The organism is Xanthomonas arboricola pv. juglandis (assembly GCF_905367715.1).
GTDB lineage: Bacteria > Pseudomonadota > Gammaproteobacteria > Xanthomonadales > Xanthomonadaceae > Xanthomonas > Xanthomonas arboricola.
This window is the reverse complement of record NZ_HG999362.1, coordinates 569,317-586,418: the sequence shown is the minus strand read 5'-3', so window position 1 is coordinate 586,418 and position 17,102 is coordinate 569,317. Positions and strand designations below refer to the sequence as shown.

The 17,102-nt window shown below is 65.8% G+C and carries 17 protein-coding genes; 14 read left to right on the top strand and 3 right to left on the bottom strand.

The features are described from left to right. Positions 1–37: 37 nt before the first annotated feature. Positions 38–877, top strand: coding sequence for an outer membrane protein (locus tag KHN93_RS02450; protein WP_104561235.1), 840 nt, complete (start codon positions 38–40; stop codon positions 875–877). A gap of 126 nt (positions 878–1,003) precedes the next feature. Here the strand turns inward: KHN93_RS02450 and KHN93_RS02445 are convergent, their stop codons facing one another. Then, on the bottom strand, positions 1,004–1,333 hold the full coding sequence (locus KHN93_RS02445; RefSeq protein ID WP_016901358.1) for a J domain-containing protein: 330 nt from the start codon (positions 1,331–1,333) through the stop codon (positions 1,004–1,006). A gap of 207 nt (positions 1,334–1,540) precedes the next feature. Here KHN93_RS02445 and KHN93_RS02440 point away from each other — a divergent pair, with 207 nt between their 5' ends. The 7 genes from KHN93_RS02440 to KHN93_RS02410 all read left to right on the top strand — a co-directional run bounded on the left by KHN93_RS02440 (position 1,541) and on the right by KHN93_RS02410 (position 9,157). Next, entirely contained in the window at positions 1,541–2,467 is a 927-nt protein-coding gene (locus KHN93_RS02440) for a phosphoribosylaminoimidazolesuccinocarboxamide synthase (protein WP_211921867.1), read from the top strand. A gap of 118 nt (positions 2,468–2,585) precedes the next feature. Then, positions 2,586–3,278 (top strand): hypothetical protein, encoded by a 693-nt coding sequence (locus KHN93_RS02435; RefSeq protein WP_211921865.1) that lies wholly within the window; start codon positions 2,586–2,588, stop codon positions 3,276–3,278. A gap of 288 nt (positions 3,279–3,566) precedes the next feature. Beyond that, a complete protein-coding gene (locus KHN93_RS02430) occupies positions 3,567–4,073 on the top strand; it encodes a hypothetical protein (protein ID WP_212579581.1) in 507 nt (168 codons plus the stop codon). A gap of 34 nt (positions 4,074–4,107) precedes the next feature. Further along, positions 4,108–4,716 (top strand): LptM family lipoprotein, encoded by a 609-nt coding sequence (locus KHN93_RS02425; protein WP_244812191.1) that lies wholly within the window; start codon positions 4,108–4,110, stop codon positions 4,714–4,716. Positions 4,717–4,825: 109 nt separating this feature from the next. Continuing rightward, the gene (locus KHN93_RS02420; protein ID WP_211921863.1) at positions 4,826–6,550 is read left to right on the top strand and encodes a peptidoglycan-binding protein; all 1,725 of its coding nucleotides are present in this window, start codon (positions 4,826–4,828) and stop codon (positions 6,548–6,550) included. A gap of 427 nt (positions 6,551–6,977) precedes the next feature. Continuing rightward, positions 6,978–8,573, top strand: coding sequence for a M4 family metallopeptidase (locus KHN93_RS02415; RefSeq protein WP_211921861.1), 1,596 nt, complete (start codon positions 6,978–6,980; stop codon positions 8,571–8,573). Between the two features lie 98 nt (positions 8,574–8,671). Next, entirely contained in the window at positions 8,672–9,157 is a 486-nt protein-coding gene (locus KHN93_RS02410) for an Mpo1 family 2-hydroxy fatty acid dioxygenase (RefSeq protein WP_104561209.1), read from the top strand. A 147-nt stretch (positions 9,158–9,304) separates the two neighbouring features. Here KHN93_RS02410 and KHN93_RS02405 read toward each other — a convergent pair whose 3' ends face one another. Further along, entirely contained in the window at positions 9,305–10,207 is a 903-nt protein-coding gene (locus KHN93_RS02405; protein ID WP_166772732.1) for an NAD-dependent epimerase/dehydratase family protein, read from the bottom strand. Between the two features lie 166 nt (positions 10,208–10,373). On the opposite strand from KHN93_RS02405, the gene KHN93_RS02400 reads away from it, so the two are divergent. From KHN93_RS02400 to KHN93_RS02375, 6 genes are read left to right on the top strand one after another with little or no spacing between them, the layout of a single operon-like run. Next, positions 10,374–13,202 (top strand): monovalent cation/H+ antiporter subunit A, encoded by a 2,829-nt coding sequence (locus KHN93_RS02400; RefSeq protein ID WP_039531378.1) that lies wholly within the window; start codon positions 10,374–10,376, stop codon positions 13,200–13,202. Continuing rightward, entirely contained in the window at positions 13,202–13,576 is a 375-nt protein-coding gene (locus KHN93_RS02395; RefSeq protein WP_016901335.1) for a Na+/H+ antiporter subunit C, read from the top strand. The genes KHN93_RS02400 and KHN93_RS02395 overlap by 1 nt, the downstream gene beginning before the upstream one ends. Beyond that, entirely contained in the window at positions 13,573–15,117 is a 1,545-nt protein-coding gene (locus KHN93_RS02390; protein WP_211921859.1) for a monovalent cation/H+ antiporter subunit D, read from the top strand. Before KHN93_RS02395 ends, KHN93_RS02390 begins: the two co-directional genes overlap by 4 nt. Then, positions 15,114–15,620, top strand: coding sequence for a Na+/H+ antiporter subunit E (locus KHN93_RS02385; protein WP_016901331.1), 507 nt, complete (start codon positions 15,114–15,116; stop codon positions 15,618–15,620). Before KHN93_RS02390 ends, KHN93_RS02385 begins: the two co-directional genes overlap by 4 nt. Further along, on the top strand, positions 15,617–15,901 hold the full coding sequence (locus KHN93_RS02380; protein ID WP_016901330.1) for a K+/H+ antiporter subunit F: 285 nt from the start codon (positions 15,617–15,619) through the stop codon (positions 15,899–15,901). Before KHN93_RS02385 ends, KHN93_RS02380 begins: the two co-directional genes overlap by 4 nt. Next, the gene (locus KHN93_RS02375; protein ID WP_104590964.1) at positions 15,898–16,323 is read left to right on the top strand and encodes a Na+/H+ antiporter subunit G; all 426 of its coding nucleotides are present in this window, start codon (positions 15,898–15,900) and stop codon (positions 16,321–16,323) included. The genes KHN93_RS02380 and KHN93_RS02375 overlap by 4 nt, the downstream gene beginning before the upstream one ends. Before the next feature lie 145 nt (positions 16,324–16,468). Here KHN93_RS02375 and KHN93_RS02370 read toward each other — a convergent pair whose 3' ends face one another. Continuing rightward, positions 16,469–17,086 (bottom strand): lectin, encoded by a 618-nt coding sequence (locus KHN93_RS02370; RefSeq protein WP_212579580.1) that lies wholly within the window; start codon positions 17,084–17,086, stop codon positions 16,469–16,471. Positions 17,087–17,102 lie beyond the last annotated feature (16 nt).

Below are 17,102 nucleotides of genomic sequence, written 5' to 3'. Positions count from 1 at the left end.
GAACCGGCGCACCGCGCCCTTTCGCCAAGGACACCGCATGAAGACCACCCCGCTCGCCTCCGCTGCGCTCGTTTTGATGGCCCTCGCCCCGTCCGCCTGGGCCCAGACCGGCCCGGCCGACTGGTCAGGTTTTTCGATCGGCGCCAATGTCGGCGGTGCCGACGTCAGCGGCGTTTCCGGCGGCCGCTTCGGCTTCGACACCAACCTGGATGGCCGCGATGGCGACCAGGTCAGCACCCCCACCGGCGCCGATGCCTTCTCGCCCGGGTTCTGCGGCGGCGCGGCGGCCGGGCGCACTCCGGCCAGCGGCTGCAGCAAGGACAAGGGTGGCGCCGAATACGGTGCGCGGCTGGGTTACGACTGGCAGGCCGGCAACTGGGTCTACGGCGTGGTCGCCGAGTACACCCGCAACGACCTGCGCGACAGCGTCAGCGCCTTCAGCACCACCCCGGCGTTCTACACCTTTACCCGCCAGCTCAACCGCACCGCCGCACTGCGCGGCCGTATCGGTTACGCCTTCGGCGCGCAGGGCGATTTTCTGGCCTATTTCACCGCAGGCGTGGCACGCGGCGAGTTCGACCACAGCTTCTCCAGCAGCAACACCGCCAACAGCTTCACGAGCAGCGGCGGCGACAGCGCCGACGGCTACCAGGCCGGCCTGGGCCTGCAGCGCCGCCTGAGCGACAACGTCTCGGTCGGTGTGGAGTACCTGTTCACCCGCCTGCAGGACGAAGACACCCGCGTGCGGGTCGGGCCTGGCACTGCGCCGGCGACCAACCCGTTCCTGCGCGTCAACCCGGCCGGTACCGATCTGCGCCGCAGCGATACCGACTTTTCGTCGAATGCGTTGCGCCTGACGGCGACCTATCGCTTCTGAGTGCTTGGCGTCCGAGTGACCGCGCCTGACCTGTCATGGGTCGGGCGTTTTTACTGGTGGCGCCAATGCCGGTTCGGGTGCGGACCGCTGTTCCGTCTGGCACTGATACCGAAGCGTCAGGCTGGATCAGCGTTTGCGCAGGCGCTGGATCCGATCGTAGGCCGCATTGATCTGGCTGGCCTTCTTCTCCGCCTGGCGGCGTGCTTCCGGCTCGGCGTTGGCCACCTTGTCGGGGTGGTAGCGCGACATCAGCCGGCGGTAGGCCAGGTCGATCTCGGCGGTGGTGGCGTCCGGCTCCAGTCCCAGCGCTTCGTACGGGTTGTCGGCGCGGCGCTTGAACCAGCCGGCGTCTACCGCATGCCCGATCGCCAGGCCGATCATCAGCCCGAGCACCGGCGCGCCGCGGAACAGCAGGGCGCCGGCCAGTGCGCCGAGCAATTTTCCGTACCAGGACATGGGCGATCGGGGGCGGGAAGGCGGGCTGGCGATCTTACCCGAACGCCCGCCCGGCCTGGCTGACGCGGCATGCACGCCGGCCGCCGGCGCGGCTCCAATAAATCCAGCGGCGCGCGCCGAAGCGCCGTACACTACGCGGCCCGCTGCCCACCCGCGGGCCCGCCGGGTCCCGGGGACAGCGTCATTGCGACGTCCTTAGGAGTGCCTGTGTCGACCACGCTGTTGCAATCCGATCTGCCCGGCCTGCCGTTGCGTCACCGTGGCAAGGTCCGCGATGTCTTCGACATTCCCCGCGAGCGCCTGCCCGCCGATGCGCCCCCGGGCGATTATCTGTTGATGGTGGCGACCGACCGCCTGTCCGCGTTCGACGTGGTGCTGCCCGACCCGATCCCCGGCAAGGGCGAGATGCTGTGCCAGGTCTCCAACTTCTGGTTCCACAAGACCGAACACCTGATGCCCAACCATCTGGTCGACATCAGCGTGGAGCAGGTCTTGCCCGAAGGCGTGAACCCGGCGCTGTATGCCAAGCGCGCCGTGGTCACGCGCAAGCTCAAGCCGGTGCCGGTGGAAGCGATCGCACGCGGCTACCTGATCGGCAGCGGCTGGAAGGATTACCAGCGCACCGGCAAGATCAGCGGCATCGAACTTCCCGACGGCCTGCGCCAGGCCGAGAAACTGCCCGAGCCGATCTTTACCCCGTCGACCAAGGCCGCAGTCGGCGACCATGACGAAAACATCGACTTCGATGCGATGGTCATGACCGTCGGCGCCGAGCTTGCCGAACGCGTCCGCGATGCCACCTTGCGCATCTACCGTTTCGCCGCCGATTTTGCCGCCGAGCGCGGCATTCTGCTGGCCGACACCAAGTTCGAATTCGGCACCGATGCCGATGGCCGCCTGTACATCATGGACGAGATGCTGACCCCGGACTCGTCGCGTTACTGGCCGGCCGACCAGTACGAACTCGGCACCAGCCCGCCCAGCTACGACAAGCAGTTCGTGCGCGATTATCTGGAAACCCTGGACTGGGGCAAGACCGCACCCGGCCCCAGCCTGCCGGCAGAAGTGATCGAACGCACGCGCGCAAAATATGCCGAGGCATTGCAGCGGTTGGCGGGTATTTCGGTCGATTGATCTCCAAGGCCCCGCTCCCGGGGCTTTGAGGCTGTATTAAAGCAACAATGGCGGGCAGCGCTCTTTATTGAGCGCTGAAGGATGCACCTGACGCGGTCTGTTGCCCAAGGAAGTCGCAATGGCACTCTCTTATTGTTCGTTCCGCAGATTGCCGGCGTTACGCAACGCACTGCTGCCCGGGCTGCTTGCAGTAAGCGCGTGCAGCGCCGGCGAACCGGCAGCCCCCGTCGCGCCACCAGTCACATCGACGGCATCGGCATCGGCGTCTGCATCTGCATCAGCACATGCACCGGCTTCTGCTGGCGCTTCCGTCAATGACGGGCTCGCGACGTTGTTACAGGCAAGCGGCGTGCAGTGTGCCGATGCGAATACGGCAAAAGGCTGCACAGCCGGAAATGTCGATGCCGGCGATTTCTACGACGTCGAGCTCTCGCCTGCATGTGGCGATGCGGGCTTGTTTGCCGGCGTGGCGCAGGCAAACGGGGTGGATGCACTTGATGCGGTGCCGACCACTGGCAGTCGTGCGGTGACCAGAGCCAGGCTGGCGCAGGGCCAGCTCGTCTGCATTCAAGCGATCGGCCGCGCCGGACAGAATCCGCTGTATTACTACGTCATTGCGATTCCTGCAGACAGCGTCGCCGGATGCAAGAACAACCCGGCATGCGGAGCATATGGCGACAGGCCGATCCAACGCTCGAAGACCACCATTGGCGAGAGCTGTCATGCCGCCGCACCAGGCCAGTATGTCGGCGACTGCGCGCAGGGATGGGTGGGTGCGGATGCTCTCGATGTATTTTCAAACGGGATATAGTCAGCCGCGCCACACCGGATAAATCCCCGGCCAAACCATCATCAAATCATCATGACTTTTGCGCAGGCTCGATCGAGATAACCTGGCTTTGCTGACAGCAATCAACGGCGATGGACTCACCCGAACCGGGGCCACCGTCAGGCTGCTTGTTCTGCGAGGGTATTGGCCTGCCGCATGCCGGCCAGTTTGCGCAAGCCACGACTCCGCGAGCCTTCACACATTGGCAAGCAGCGCGCGTATACCATCCCGCCCGCGTTCCAGTTGCCCCGCAATGATCAGGAGGATCCCTTGGCCCTTTTCCGAACGTCCCTGCACGCTCTCGCACTGAGCCTGGCGCTGGTCGCCTGCAAGCCGCAAGCAGAGCCCGCCGGCGCAGCGACGCCTGCTGCGAATGCAGCACCTGCAGCCTCGGCATCCGCCACTGCTCCGGCAACGCCTGCACAGGCAACAACCTGCCCCAGCGCCGACTTCTCTGCGTTTCTGAAAAGCTTCAGTGCAGACATTGCAGTACAGGAAAAGGCCACCGCCGATCCGCTGACGATGATCCAGCTCGACCCGGACGCACAGCCCGAGCCCGCCCCGGTCACCCGCACGGTTCCGCTGGCCAAGGTCGAATGGCCTGTCATTCCCAACCTGGAGGCAGCCCGCAACGGCGGCCGCGAGGTCACGATTTCCGAAAAAGCCGATGGCCGCCAGGTACTGGTCCGCACACCGGACACCGGCGATCAACAGGTCTACCACTTCGCCCAGCGCCCCTGCTGGATGCTGGTCAAGGTGGACGACCAGTCTTTGTAAACGTCGGTGGGCGCTGGAAGCAGGTTCTGCCTGCTTGGCTATCCTCACCTACAACTCAAACCGTCAAAGAGGCGACCTGATGCGACGCTTCATCTCCGTCCTACCTGCGCTCGGCCTGAGCCTGGTGCTTGCCGCATGCGGTGACAAGCCAGGGCCCGCAGCTGCCACCACCAGCGCGCCCAGTACGCCACCTGCCACTACCCCATCCCCGGCTTCGACAGAAGCAGATACACAAGGACGGAACGACATGATCAAGGAATGCTCCGGCGTGCGCCTGCACCTGAGCGCGTTGCCATCCGAGAGCGGCGGCTCCACCAAAACCCACCTGGAAATGGAGCGTGATGGCCAACGCCAGGAAGTGGCAGCACCTCCAGAGATGGCGGACTACACCGCAGTGGGCCTGGGTTGCGCGGAAGACGCAAAAGGAAGCTCGTATTTTGTCGTCCAGTACGGCGAGCTTCCTTACGGCTGCGAATTTTGCGAATGGTTCTTTCTGTATGACATCAAGGGTCAGTTGCTGAATCACGCGACACCACCGCTGCATACGCAGGACGGCCAGCAGAGCCCGAATAACGATGAGTACGAACACAAGCTCGAAGAGCTGGGACTGAAGCACCCGGAACTGGTGCCTTTCCAGCCCTGAGCACAGGATGCCCGTGCACCGATAGCGGTGTATGGCCAACGCAGTACGCAGTACATGGAGCAGCAACCGTTACAAGGAAGAATCTGTCTCATAGAAAGGAACGCACGATATGACCGACACCACGATTTATACCGAAATGCTTCAACCACGCGGCGCTGCATACAGCAGTGACCGGATCAAAGCCTGGAGCCATTACCGCGAGCCCATCGACAGCGGAGATGGCCGATTGCATGGCGAATCGCGTCGCTGGGGCGATGCCAGTCCACAAACCCAATCACGGGTAATCGATAGTCTTATCGATGCCTCGCGGGATGCCGGGCTTTCATCGCGCGAGACCGCTTACGTCCTTGCCATCGCCCGAGTTGAATCAGGCTTCAATCCTGATGCTGCTGCGGGCACAACGTCTGCCTCGGGCCTGGGCCAGTTCATCGACCGCACCGGCGCGCATTACGGCGTCAACGCGTCCAACCGCTTCGACGTGCAAACGCAGTCGCAGGCTTTGGTGCAACATTTCATCGATAACCGCGATCTTGCGCGCAGCCGCGGTGAGGGCGAGGACTACATCTACAAATATCACCACGATGGTCCCAGCAAGGATTATGGCGGCCTTGCTCTGTCGCGGCGCGAGATTGCCCCTCATCTGGACAACTACACCCAGTTTGTCGAACAGCGTCTCGCCCAGACGCAGGGCAATGCCGTGGACCGGCCGGCACCCGCGGTGCACCCGGCCGAGCCCAGCCATGGTGCTCGCAGCAATTTCCAGCAAACGATGGAACGCATGCTGCCCGGTCAAGGCAATACCGACCCGCATATCACCGGTCATTATGGCGAGCACCGCGGCAGCCACGGGCCGCACGGCGGTACCGACTTCAACTACCAGGGTGGCCAGACAGGCCGCAACATGCAGCACCCGACGGTGCATTCGCCCGTCGCCGGAACCGTCACCTTTGCGGGCGGCAACTACGGCACCGTCAAGATTCGCGATGCACAGGGCAACTCGCACGAGATCCTGCACCTGGACGCACTCAAGGTGAAGGAAGGCCAGACGCTGTCCGCCGGCGATGCCATCGGCACAATGGGTGGACGCGGCCCGAACGGTAACAACCAGTACGCGCAGCATGTGCATTACCAGCTGCGCGATGCCAACGGCAAGCTGACCAGTCCGGAGACATTCTGGAATCAGGGCCATCAGCAGGAGTCCGGCGCGCGCCACTCCCAGCCGGCGGCAGCGGCTGGCAACGGCACGCTGCGGCACGGCGAGCAAGGTGGCGATGTCGGCAAGCTGCAGCAGGACCTCAACCGTCTCGGCGTGCGCGATGCGCAGGGCAACCGGCTTGCCGAGGATGGCCGCTTTGGCGACAACACGCGTGAGGCGGTGATTGCGTTCCAGAAGCAGCACGGGCTGCAGCCCGATGGCGTGGTGGGGCGCAACACGCAGGCCGCGTTGTCCGCACAACCGGCCCAGGCACAGGCAGCACAGACGCCGGTTGCTGCGCCCAAGGGGCCGTCGCTCGACGATGCCTCGCATCCGGACCATGTCTTGCACAACGCGATCCGCAGCAAGCTGCCCAGCATGATCTCCAACGAGACCGCGGCCCACGTCACCCTGCAGGCCAAGCAGAACGGTATCGATTCCGCAGACAAGCTGCAGAACGTCACCGTGCAGGATGGCAAGGCATTTGTCATGGGCACCACGCCGGGCTTCCGTGCGGCGGTGGATCTGAACCAGCCAGCTCCCACGCTGGAGCAGACCAGTGCGCAATTGTTGGCTGGCCAGGCTTCGCAGCAGCGCGCGCAGGATGAGCAGCAGCGGGTCGCGATCGGCGGCCGCTGACGGTTCAACGCTGCAGCAAGAAAAACCGGCCAGATGTCTGGCCGGTTTTTTTGTGCCTGTCTGCTTTCGACAGTAGCGCCGAGAGCGTCGCTGCGGCCGCGCCTGACTGCACACGCCTGCGCGGATTGCCTGTCGCTGCCAGCGGATTGTGCGTCGCCGGAGGTTGGTGCACCTTCCAGATTGCGACAAAACGACATGCCTGCCGCGCTGGCGATGTTGCACACGCAGCGACACTCCTGCTGCTCTGCGATGCCCTCCACACAGCAAAGTGGCGCGGCGCACAGAACGCAACACAGCTGTAACTTTTACTACTGTGCCGTCATGGACTGTGCAAGTTTATCTGCCGGCACCTGTTGCCAGTCGCGATCGGCCGCGATGCGTATCGCCGCCGATCTTTGCATTGCACGTTTTCGGGGAGAGAGTCGTCATGCAAGTTCATGTCCTGGGCGCGGCGATCTGCTGCGCGCTATCGTTGTCTGCTGTCGCCACTGCTGCGGATCTTTCCGCAGATGCTGCGGTGTCGCGCGCGCAATCCTTGTTGGGCAATCACGCTGCGGCGCTGGCCAATCGTGCAACGGCCGATGCGTTTGTCGCGCGCGACAGCATTGTCGATACCGACGGCAGCGAGCATGTGCGCTTTGATCGCACGTATCAGGGCCTGCCGGTGATCGGCGGCGATGTAGTGGTGCATTCGCGGCGCGGAGTGATGCGTCAGTTGAGCCAGAGCATGGACACCAGCGTGCGGCCGAGCATCGTGCCGGGCATTGATGCCGACACGGCAGTGCGTGCGGCCGGTACGCAGTTCGATCTGGCACCCGATGCCACGCCGCGCGCAAGCCTGGCCTTGTATGCGCGCCAGGGCGCACCGCGGCTGGTCTACGAAGTGATCTACAGCGGCATCAAGCCCGATCAGACGCCGACCGAAATGCATTACATCGTCGATGCAGTCAATCAACGCATTCTCGAATCCTGGGACACGGTGCACACCGCCTGCGCAGGTGGCACCAGTGCGGCCGGCACCGGGCGTTCGCTGTATGCAGGCAACGTGGCACTGGCGACGACACGTTGCAGCAGCGGTTACGAGTTGACCGATCTGAGCCGCGGCAGCGGCGCCACCTACAACATGCGCAACAGCACCTCCGGCAACGGCACGCTGGTCACCGATGCCGACAACGCCTGGGGCAGTGGCGCCAACAGCGATACGGTGACCGCAGCGGTGGATGCGCATTACGGCGTGGCGTTGACCTGGGACTATTTCCGCACCACCCATGCGCGCAGCGGCATTGCCAACGACGGTGTCGGTGCGCGCAGCCGCGTGCATTACGGTAGCCGCTACAACAACGCGTTCTGGCAGGACAGCTGCTTCTGCATGACCTTCGGCGATGGCGACGGCAGCACGTTCACGCCGCTGGTGTCGGTGGATGTGGCCGGCCACGAGATGACCCATGGCGTGACCAGCCGCACCGCGCGCCTGGTGTATTCGGGCGAGTCGGGCGGCCTGAACGAAGCCACGTCCGACATCATGGGCGCGATGGTGGAGTACTCCGCCAACAACAGCGCGCAGCCGGGCAACTACCTGATCGGCGAGAAGATCATCCCGGGCAACAGCAGCGGGACGCTGGCCTTGCGCTACATGTTCAAGCCCAGCCTGGATGGCGATTCGCCCGATTGCTACAGCAGCAGCCTGGGCTCGCTCAACGTGCATTACAGCTCGGGCGTGGCCAACCATTTCTACTATCTGCTGGCCGAAGGCGCGGTGGTGCCGAGCGGCTTCGGGTCGGGCACCAGCTGGAACGTGACGCCGGCCGGGCTGGTCTGCAACGGCAATACGGCATTGACGGCGATCGGCCGGGCGGCGGCCAGCCGCATCTGGTACCGCGCGTTGACGGTCTACATGACCTCCTCGACCAATTACGCGGCCGCACGCAGGGCCACGTTGAGCGCGGCCACCGATCTGTACGGCAGCACATCCACACAGTACCGCGCGGTTGCCGCAGCGTGGAGCGCCGTGTCGGTCAACTGATGCAGCCGGCCCCTGCCACGCGCCTTGTGCGTGGCAGGGAGCACGGCTGCCACAGTGCCATCCGCGCGCGTATGCTTGGGTCATTCCTGGGAGGGAACATGACCGAACGCACCAAGACCGCGCGACCGATCGACCGCTATTTCGCAAACTACGCCGACGATCACCGCAACACCACCAATCAGCAGATCCACGTGCTGGCGGTGCCGGCGATCCTGTGGTCGGTGGTCGCCCTGCTGTGGTGCATCCCGGTCGGCGGCACCTGGTTCAGCAGCGGCGTGTGGGCGGCGTTGTCGATGTTCGCGGCTTGGTCGTACTACAACCGCCTATCGCGTCCGCTCGGGCTGGGCATGCTGGGGATCTTCTTTTTCTTCGGCTGCCTGTGCCGGTTGCTCGAAGGCAGACTCGGGCTCACCGGGCTGTTCGCCACGGCGCTGACGGTGTTCGTGCTGGCCTGGGTCGCGCAGTTCGTCGGCCACCGGATCGAAGGCCGCAAGCCGAGCTTCCTGACCGACCTGACCTATTTGCTGATCGGGCCAATCTGGGTATTGGCCAAGCTCTATCGTCAGTTGGGTTGGCGGTACTGAGCGCGAGTGACTGCAAGAACGCAGCCATCGTTGGCTTGATCATGATTTGAAAGCGGCGTCGCGCTGCGGTGGCTACGCCCAGGCGAATCGCCCTGCAGGCGGTCTGCGCGCCATCCAGGCCTGGCAGCACGCACGCCCAGACGAGCCTCACTCGCCGATGCCGAGTTCTTCGGGCAGGGGACGAAAGGCACGCGGCGCATAACCGAAGTCGCGACGCGCCGGTTCCAGGTCGAACACCAGGTCATCGCGCATGCGCTGCAGTGCGGCCGCATTGATGCCACGCAGGCGCCCCAGCCGCTGCGCAGCGGTCAGGGCTAGGCCGAACAGGCCGGGCGGCACCTGATACAGCCGCGCCGGTCGTGGCAGCGCTGCCAGCACGCGCTCCACCATCTGCGTATAGGCCAGCACCTCGCCGCCGCCAACGGCATAGCTGCGCTGCTGCGTCGCCGGCTGGGTGACCACCGCCAGCGCGGCGCTGGCCAGATCGTCCACATGCACCGGCTGGCGCAGCCCGGTCGCGTTGGCCGGCAGCACGAAGGCGCCGGTGCGCTGCGCCAGCCCGGCGATCTGGGTGAGCGTGCGGTCGCGCCCGGCACCATAGACCAGCGTCGGGCGCAGCACCGTCGCCGCAGCGCCACGCGCCTGGGCTGCGGAAAACAGCGCCTGTTCGGCATTTGCCAGGCGCTGCGCGACATCGCGCTCGGCCGCGTCGATCGAGTGTTCCTTGACCTCCAGGCTGGTGGAACCGAACGCCACGATGCGCGGAGCACGCACCGGATTTTCGGCATACCAGCGCGCGAAATGGTCCAGCGGACCGCAGCTGAAGATCACCTCGAATGCCTCGCCCGCGGCAGCCGGCATGGCCAGATCGCCCTGCCGCCAGATCAGCCCGGCGCGCGCGGCACGTGGCTGGCGCGACCAGGCCGTCACCTGAAAGCCGCGGCCGAGCAGCCGCGTCAGCAGGCGTTCGCCGATCTGACCGCTGCCGCCGAACACCAGGGCGCGCGGCGCAGAAACGGCAGTGGACGGAGCGGGATCGGCAGCGGTCACAGGGCTCGGATGCAGTCTGGGTGATCCCAGCATAGCGAGTGACAGGCAGCGGCGCGACGCCGATCCGACGGCGATTTGCGCGGGCGCGCAGCCGCGGCGTTGACGCTGGCGTCAGTCAACGGTTTGTTAAGCTCTCTGGCCTGCTCGCGAATCTTGTGTTCCCTGCATGCCTTTCTCGCTGGAAATCCTGCTCGCGCTGCCATTTGTGATGGCGGCCGCTACTGCGCTGCTCTGGCGCACCTCCCGTTCGATCACTGCGTGGTTGGCTGCGGCCGCGCCGTTGGGCGGGCTGGTCATCCTGGCGACGCTCACACCGGCCGTGTTGCGCGGTGAGGTGATCGGCAGCCAGTACGCATGGTTGCCGCAGATCGGCCTGATGTTCTCGTTGCGGCTCGATGGCCTGGCGTGGATGTTCGCGTTACTGGTGCTGGGTATCGGTGCGCTGGTGGTGATGTATGCGCATTACTACCTGAGTGCACGCGACAGCGCATCGCGCTTCTTCGCCTATCTCATGCTGTTCATGGGCGCGATGCTCGGCATGGTGCTGTCGGGCAACCTGCTGTTGCTGATGGTGTTCTGGGAACTCACCAGCATCAGTTCGTTCCTGTTGATCGGCTTCTGGTCGCACCGCAAGGACGCGCGCGAAGGCGCGCGCATGGCCTTCGTGCTGACGGCCGGTGGCGGCCTGGCCCTGCTCGGCGGCATCTTGATGATTGGCCGCATCGTCGGCAGTTTCCAGTTGGATGCGGTGCTGGCGGCCGGCGATCTGATTCGCGCCAGTCCGCTGTATCCCTATGCATTGGGGCTGGTGCTGCTGGGCATCTTCACCAAGAGTGCGCAGTTCCCGTTCCACTTCTGGCTGCCGCACGCGATGGCGGCGCCGACGCCGGTGTCGGCGTACCTGCACTCGGCCACGATGGTGAAGGCCGGCGTGTTCCTGCTGGCGCGCCTGCATCCTGCCCTGGCCGGCACCGACCTGTTCTTCTACACGGTCACCAGCATCGGTGCGATCACGCTGTTGCTCGGCGCATGGCACGCGATCTTCCAGCACGATCTCAAGGGCGTGCTGGCGTACTCGACCATCTCGCATCTGGGCCTGATCACGATGCTGTTCGGCCTGTCCACGCCGATGGCGGTGGTGGCCGGCGTGTTCCACATCCTCAACCATGCGGTGTTCAAGGCATCGTTGTTCATGGCCGCCGGCATCATCGACCACGAGACCGGCACACGCGACATGCGCAAGCTGGGCAACCTGCGCCGCCTGATGCCGGTCACCAGCGTGCTGGCGATCACCGCCTCGCTGGCGATGGCCGGCGTTCCGCTGCTCAACGGCTTTTTGTCCAAGGAAATGTTCTTTGCCGTGGCGCTGGAAACCGATGCGCCGCAGACGATGCGGGTATTGGCCAGCATCGCCGCGCTGCTGGCCGGCCTGCTTGGCGTGGCCTACAGCCTGCGCTTCGTGCACGACACCTTCTTTGGCGAAGGCCCGCGCGACCTGGACACCACTCCGCACGAGCCGCCGCGCTGGATGCGGATTCCGGTGGATGTGCTGGTGCTGATCTGCGTGGCCGTGGGCATCGTGCCGGCCTGGACCATCGCGCCGGTGCTGCGCGCCGGTGCCAGCGCCATCCTGGGCGAGCGCCTACCCGACTACAGCCTGGCGCTGTGGCACGGCTGGAACTGGCCGCTGGCGATGAGCATCGCCGGCATGGTGGGCGGCACCCTGTTGTACATGGCCCTGCGCCGCACGCTGGACATGTACGCGATCCAGAACCGCTCGCCCGGCAAGGCGCTGTTCAACTGGAACCTGCGCGCGCTGTTCGCCGGCACCGTGCGCATGACCGATGCAGTCACCAACGGCAACCTGCAACGCATGCTGATGCTGCTGGTGCTGAGCGCTGTCGTGGTGGCGCTGGTGCCGTTCCTGCAGGGCGGCGCATTGCCGGCCTGGCCCGCGCCCACCCCGCTGCCGCTGCTGGGCTGGACGATCTGGCTGCTGATGATCGCCTGCGCCCTGGGCAGCCTGTTCCTGTACAAGCAGCGCCTGCTCGCAGTGCTGGTGCTGGGTGGCACCGGCCTGGCGGTCAGCATGACCTTCGTGTTCCTGTCGGCACCGGATCTTGCGTTGACCCAGTTACTGGTGGAGATGGTCACGCTGGTGCTGATGCTGCTGGCGATGAATTACCTGCCCGAGCGCTCGCTGCCCGAGCCCGCGCGCCTGCGCAAGCTCCGCGATGCCGGTATCGCCGTCGTCGGCGGTGCCGGGCTTGCCGCATTGGCCTATACCTTGATGACCCAGCCCAGCCACACGGTCGCCGGCGAGCTGCTGCAGCGTGCGCTGCCGGAAGCCTACGGGCGCAACGTGGTCAACGTGATCCTGGTGGATTTCCGCGGCTTCGATACCTTCGGCGAGATCACCGTGTTCGCGATCGCCGGGCTGGTGGTACACGCGCTGCTGCGGCGCTCGCGGATGGCGCCGGAGCGCAGCATGCCCGGCCCGCCGATCAAGTTGCCGGTGCCGGCCGATCTGGCGCAGATCATGTTCCCGCTGACGTTGACGGTGTCCTTGTTCCTGTTCCTGCGCGGCCATAACGCGCCCGGTGGCGGCTTCATCGCCGGGCTGGTGCTGGCGGTGCCGTTGCTGATGCAGTACGTGATCCAGGGCACCGCATCGGTGGAATCGCGCTTCGGCTTCGACTACATCCGCCTGATCGGCATCGGCCTGTTGTGCGCGCTGGTCAGCGGTGCCGGTGCGCTGGTGTTCGGCATGCCGTTCCTGAGCAGCGGGCATCTGGAGATTCCGTTGCCGCTGCTGGGCGACCTGGAACTGGCCAGCGCGCTGGGCTTCGATGTCGGCGTGTATCTGGTGGTGTTCGGTGCGGCGATGCTGATGCTGTCGATGATGGGCACGATCAAACCCTCGCGCACGCGCAGCTCGCAGCGCGGCGAGATCGACCCCACCCAACGTTCGACACGCACCGCGGAGCAGCATTGATGGAATTGGCAGTGGCAAGCGCGATCGGCGTCCTCACCGCATTGGCGATCTACCTGTTGCTGCGCGCACGCAGCTTCGACGTGATCCTGGGGATGACCTTCCTGTCGTACGCGACCAACCTGCTGATCTTCGCCGGTGGGCGGCTGCGCAGCGGCCAGGCGCCGGTGCTGCGCGAGGGCGTACCCGCCGACCTGATGCACTACACCGACCCGTTGCCGCAGGCGCTGGTGCTGACCGCGATCGTGATCGCCTTCGCGATGACTGCGGTGAGCCTGGTGCTGGCGATCCGCAGCCGCAGCGACAACGGCAGCGATCATGTGGATGCGCATGAAGACGCCACCACCGGCGTGGACACGCGCGAGGCCCGGCGATGAGCCATCTGCTGATCCTGCCGATCCTGATCCCGATGCTGGGCGCGTCGGCGTCGCTGTTCGTTGAACATCGGCGCTATGGGCCGCGCGTGCAGCGCACGGTGGCATGGGCGAGCATGGCCTTGCTGGCCGCATCGGTCATCGCCTTGTTCGCGCGCGCCGCCGAAGGCCAGGTGTTGGTGTACCTGCTCGGCGACTGGCCGGCGCGCATCGGCATCGTGCTGATGGGCGACCGCCTGTCGGCGTGGATGCTATTGACCACCCTGATCCTAAGCGCGGCCTGCCTGCTGCATGCCTGCGCCGGCTGGGACCGGCGCGCGCCGCATTTCCATGCGCTGTTCCAGTTCCAGTTGATGGGTTTGAACGGTGCGTTCCTGACCGGCGACATCTTCAACCTGTTCGTGTTCTTCGAAGTGATGCTGATCGCCTCCTACGGCCTGCTGCTCAGCGGCGGGCGCGGGCTGCAGATGCGTGTGGGCCTGCATTACGTGGTGTTCAACGTGTGCGCGTCGACCCTGTTCCTGATCGCGCTGGGCCTGCTGTTCGGCGTATTCGGCACCTTGAACATGGCCGAGCTGTCGCAACGCATCGCCGCGTTGCCGGCGCAGGACCTGCCGCTGGCCAAGGCCAGCCTGGGCCTGTTGCTGCTGGTGTTCTGCAGCAAGGCCGCGTTGCTGCCGCTTTACCTGTGGTTGCCGGAGACCTATTCGCGCGCGCCGGCGGCGGTGGCGGCGTTGTTTGCGATCATGACCAAGGTCGGGCTGTACGCGACGCTGCGGGTGTCGGCGCTGTGGTTCGGCGCCGGTGCCGGCGCACTGCAGGGCTTCGGCCGCCACGCATTGCTGTGGCTGGGCATCGCCACGCTGTTGATGGCCGCGTTCGGGGTGATGGCCGCATCGCGGCTGCGGGTGATGGTGTCGTATCTGGTGGTGTTCTCGGCAGCGACATTGTTCATCGCCTTCTCGCTGGACGATGCCGGCGCGTTGGGTGCGGGCCTGTACTACCTGCCGCACAGCAGCTTCGTGGCCGCGGCGTTGTTCATGGTGTCGGACCTGATCCGGCGTCGCCGCGGCAGCGCCAGCGACCGCAAGGAAGTGGTCGCGCCGCTGCCACGGCGTGGGATCCCCGGCGCGATGTTCATGGTCGCCGCGGTGGCGGTCGCCGGACTGCCGCCGTTGTCCGGCTTCCTGGCCAAGGCCGCGTTGCTGCAGCACGTGCCCGAAGGCCTGGTCGGGCCGGTGTGGTTCGCCATCCTGGGCAGCAGCCTGCTGGTGGTGATCGGCCTGACGCGTGCCGGCGTGCGCCTGTTCTGGCGCGTGCCCGAAGCGGTGCAGGACGTCCCCGAGCTGCAGCCGCAACGGCGTGCGCGCATGCGCCCGGTGGAGACCGCCGCAACGCTGCTGTTGCTGAGCGGGCTGGTGGCGATGACGGCCGGTGCCGGCCCGTTGATGCGCTACACCGACGCGGCCGGCGTACAACTGCGCGACCCCGGCGCCTACGTCGAGCAGGTCCGCGCCACCACGCCGCAACGGAGGCAGCCATGAGCACGCGCATGCCGCTGCGCAGCCGGCTGCTGCCCTCGCCGTCGCTGAGCGTGACGGTCTTTATTTTCTGGCTGTTGCTCAGCGACAGCTTCGGGCCGCAGCAATGGGTGCTGGGCTTGTTGCTGGGCTGGGTGGTGCCGATCTTTGCGGCGCGCCTGGACCGCGAGTTCGCCCGCATCGGCTCGCTGCGTTCGGTGCCGCGCATGTTGCTGGTGGCCGCCGGTGACATCGTGCGCTCCAACATCAAGGTGGCCGGCCAGGTGCTCGGCCCGGAGTCGCGCATCCACCCCGGTTTCATCTGGGTGCCGCTGGATATCGCCAACATCCACGGCATCGCCGCGCTGACCAGCATGATCACGCTCACTCCCGGCACGGTGTCGGCAGCGCTCTCGGACGACCGCAAGTATCTGCTGGTGCACGTGCTGCACCTGGACGATCCGGACGCCTTGATCGCTGAGATCAAGACCCGCTACGAGAAGCCCCTGATGGAGATCTTTCCATGACCGGCCACATGTTCATCGAATCGACCATCGTCATCTGCATGCACGCGGTGGGCCTGGCCATGCTGATGGCACTGTGGCGCCTGCTGCGCGGCCCGAGCGTGCCCGATCGCATCCTGGCGCTGGATACCCTGTCCATCACCGCCATCGCCGAGCTGATGCTGCTGGGCATGTACCTGGATTCGCCGATCTACTTCGAGGCCGCGCTGGTGATCGCGATGCTGGGCTTCGGCAGCACCGTGGTGCTGAGCAAGTTCGTGTTGCGTCGGGACATCGTCGAATGATCGCGCTGACCGAATATCTGCTCAGCGCGCTGTTGCTGGTCGGCACCTTCTTCATCCTGATCGGCGCGTTCGGCCTGGTGAAGCTGTCGGACTTTTTCAAGCGCCTGCATGCACCGACCAAGGCCAGCACGCTGGGGGTGGGCTGCGTGCTGCTGGCATCGGTCGGCTATCACCTGTTCCTGGGTGTGGACCCGCAACCGCGCGAGCTGTTGATCACCGTGTTCCTGTTCATCACCGCACCGATCAGCGCCCATCTGATGGCCAAGGCCGCGCTGTCGCTGATGATGGAAAACCGCCCGGAAGTGCCCAACCACGGCGAGATGAAGCAGGAAGGCCTGCCCACACCGCAGACGCAAGGCGATGTGGGCGAAAACGCGGAAACCGCCAAACAGCACGCCGAGCCGGACAAGGATCCGCGCTGAGCTTCGCAGCTGCTTCGAGACCCGCTGCCCGGATGGTCTCGACACGTTGTTCTACGCGCATGCTGCCAATCGGATATGAGCGCGCACGCTGCGCTGCCGGAAGCCGCTTGCGCCGCCGATGCGGCGCAGCGGCGGCCGTGACGGATCAGCCGCAGCCTTCCACATAATCCACTTGCGGCGGCTGCCCGACCCGCCAGCTGCTGACCTTGCCGTCGGCATCGGTCTCGAACACCAACGCGGACCGGGTGGCCGCATCGGCCATGCGCAGGGTGAACGCGCCGGGGACGTATTTGTGCGGCTGTTCGGTCAGACCTGCCGGATACAGCGCGCGCAGCTGCGCCAGCGTCATGCCGACCCTGCCGCCGCCCGGGGCGAGCTCCTTGGGCTCGTTGGTCTGATAACGCATAAGGCGATCGCCTTCGAACATGAAACCGAATCGGCGTGCATCGTCGGCCCACTGCGGCCGTAGCAGATAGCAGCCGCCGTCGGTCGCCGGTTCGCCGCGCAGGTCGCCACCCCAGGCAGCGCGCGCCTGCGCTGCATCCATGCCCAGGCGCAGATCGCCGTACCCATCCAGGCGCGCGAGCGCAGCCGGCTGCTGGCGCAGTTGCGGTGGAAACGTGCCGGCCGGCGCAGTAGCTGGCGGAACATCGCCGGCTGGCTGATCGTTGGCGGCTGCCACCGGTGCGGGTGCCGCGTCGGGCGCGGCCGTGGTGGCGTCCTCGGCACGGTTGCAGCCGGTCAGCAACAGCAATGCGCCCATCAAACCGAGCAATCTG

Bases quoted from the DNA above. Each gene is read 5' to 3' on its own strand.
- KHN93_RS02450 (WP_104561235.1), top strand. From the start codon at position 38: ATGAAGACCACCCCGCTCGCCTCCGCTGCGCTCGTTTTGATGGCCCTC.
- KHN93_RS02445 (WP_016901358.1), bottom strand. From the start codon at position 1,333: ATGTCCTGGTACGGAAAATTGCTCGGCGCACTGGCCGGCGCCCTGCTG.
- KHN93_RS02435 (WP_211921865.1), top strand. From the start codon at position 2,586: ATGGCACTCTCTTATTGTTCGTTCCGCAGATTGCCGGCGTTACGCAAC.
- KHN93_RS02420 (WP_211921863.1), top strand. From the start codon at position 4,826: ATGACCGACACCACGATTTATACCGAAATGCTTCAACCACGCGGCGCT.
- KHN93_RS02415 (WP_211921861.1), top strand. From the start codon at position 6,978: ATGCAAGTTCATGTCCTGGGCGCGGCGATCTGCTGCGCGCTATCGTTG.
- KHN93_RS02410 (WP_104561209.1), top strand. From the start codon at position 8,672: ATGACCGAACGCACCAAGACCGCGCGACCGATCGACCGCTATTTCGCA.
- KHN93_RS02400 (WP_039531378.1), top strand. From the start codon at position 10,374: ATGCCTTTCTCGCTGGAAATCCTGCTCGCGCTGCCATTTGTGATGGCG.
- KHN93_RS02395 (WP_016901335.1), top strand. From the start codon at position 13,202: ATGGAATTGGCAGTGGCAAGCGCGATCGGCGTCCTCACCGCATTGGCG.
- KHN93_RS02390 (WP_211921859.1), top strand. From the start codon at position 13,573: ATGAGCCATCTGCTGATCCTGCCGATCCTGATCCCGATGCTGGGCGCG.
- KHN93_RS02385 (WP_016901331.1), top strand. From the start codon at position 15,114: ATGAGCACGCGCATGCCGCTGCGCAGCCGGCTGCTGCCCTCGCCGTCG.
- KHN93_RS02380 (WP_016901330.1), top strand. From the start codon at position 15,617: ATGACCGGCCACATGTTCATCGAATCGACCATCGTCATCTGCATGCAC.
- KHN93_RS02375 (WP_104590964.1), top strand. From the start codon at position 15,898: ATGATCGCGCTGACCGAATATCTGCTCAGCGCGCTGTTGCTGGTCGGC.
- KHN93_RS02370 (WP_212579580.1), bottom strand. From the start codon at position 17,086: ATGGGCGCATTGCTGTTGCTGACCGGCTGCAACCGTGCCGAGGACGCC.